Annotated in this window: 1 pseudogene; it reads left to right on the top strand. The window is 71.5% G+C overall.

Going from position 1 to position 260, the window contains the following annotated elements:
• A pseudogene (locus NHG27_RS19015) lies at positions 1-260 on the top strand (pyridine nucleotide-disulfide oxidoreductase); the annotation flags it as partial.

Here is a 260-nt window from a genome sequence, read left to right as displayed (position 1 = left end):
GGGGTGTATGCCACGGGGTGGATCAAGCGGGGGCCGGTCGGGTTGATCGGGCACACCAAGTCCGACGCGTCCGAGACCGTGCGCCACCTCGTCGAGGACGTCGCCGACTCGCGCACGGCCGCCCACCCCGAGCCCGAGGCGATCCTGGAGTTCTTGGCCGAGCGCGGGGTGGACGTGGTGCAGTGGGCGGACTGGGAGGTCCTGGACGCTCACGAGCGTTCGTTGGGCGAGCCGCACGGGCGTGAGCGCGTGAAGGTCGT

This window comes from Oerskovia sp. 140933 (assembly GCF_059651515.1).
The sequence above is the reverse complement of the archived record's forward strand: the minus strand, read 5'-3'. Positions and strand labels throughout refer to the sequence as shown.